A 1,378-nucleotide genomic window follows, 5' to 3' on the forward strand; every position below is an offset into this window, starting at 1 on the left:
GGTTGTAAACGGAGCGCCGGGCTGTTAACTTTCCGGTGCGATGCTTGCCGACCACCTCACTTATCTGATCGAAGCACAAGAGCCGGCCGATCTGCGACGGTTGGCCGAGCATCTGCCCTACGCGTGGATCGAACGCGCAGTCCAGGCGACCGGGACAGCGAGCATTCGGCGCCGTCGCCTACCGGCTGAACAGGTGGTGTGGCTGGTCATTGCGCTGGCGATGTACCGCCACTGGTCGATTAGCGAGGTACTCGATAGCCTCGATCTGGCCTTGCCCAACGATGCCGCCCCGTTTGTCAGCAAGAGTGCTGCGGCGCAGGCGCGCCAACGTATTGGCGAAGCGCCGATGGCGTGGCTGTTTGCACAGACCGCGCGAGCGTGGACCACTCAGGACGCGGCCCACCATGCGTTCAAGGGCTTGAGTCTGTGGGCAATGGATGGCACCACACTGCGCACCCCCGACAGTCCGGCCAACCGCGAGCACTTTGGCGCGCAGGGCTATGCCAGCGGCAAGGTGGCGAGTTATCCGCAGGTGCGCGCCGTGACGCTCACCGCCATTCCGACGCACCTGATTGCCGATATCAATTTCGGTCGCTACGACACCAACGAAATGGTGTACGCCAAAAGCCTGCTGGCGCAAATCCCGGAAGACTCACTGACGGTGTTCGACAAAGGCTTTCTGGCCGCGGAAATCCTGTGTGGCCTGACGATGAACGCGCGCAATCGCCACTTCCTGATTCCAGCCAAAGCCAATACCTGCTGGGAAGTCGTCTCGGGTAGCGCTGACGATGCGATGGTGCGCATGCGTGTGTCGCCGCAGGCGCGCCAGAAATGTCCGGCTTTACCCGAATTCTGGAGTGTGCGGGCGATCCGTGCCATCGACGCGCGGGGACGCGAACGCGTGCTGCTGACTTCGCTCATGGATCGCCGACGCTTCAAACCCGCCGATATCGTCGCCTGCTACGAACGCCGCTGGCAGATCGAAACCAGTTACGCGGAGCTCAAGCAATCGATGCTCGGTTCGGAGTTGACCTTGCGCAGCCGCACCGTCGCAGGGGTCTATCAGGAGATCTGGGGCGCGTTGATCGCCTACAACCTGATTCGCCGCGAGATCGCCTGCGCCGCACGGGAGGCGAAACTTGCGCCGACTGATATCAGCTTCGTGCGAGCCCTCCACACGATTCAGCACGAGATGATGTGGGCGGCCCTCACGCCGGCGTTTGCAAAGTTACCCGCCTGCCTTCAGCGCCTGCGCGAAAGGCTCAAGTCTCTCCCCAACGAAAAACGACCCGGACGCGCATGCGACCGGGTCGTCAAATCCCGCCCTAAACGGTACACCGTTCGTTATCTAAGAAAAGACCTTAACTGAACGGCATTA

General features: G+C 61.7%; 1 protein-coding gene. It reads left to right on the top strand.

The window, feature by feature from the left end; genetic code table 11:
* Positions 1 to 40: 40 nt before the first annotated feature.
* A complete protein-coding gene (locus NCS58_RS14035; protein WP_061122024.1) occupies positions 41 to 1,369 on the top strand; it encodes an IS4 family transposase in 1,329 nt (442 codons plus the stop codon).
* Positions 1,370 to 1,378 lie beyond the last annotated feature (9 nt).

The organism is Caballeronia sp. INML3B, from assembly GCF_023631305.1.
Taxonomy (GTDB): domain Bacteria; phylum Pseudomonadota; class Gammaproteobacteria; order Burkholderiales; family Burkholderiaceae; genus Caballeronia; species Caballeronia turbans.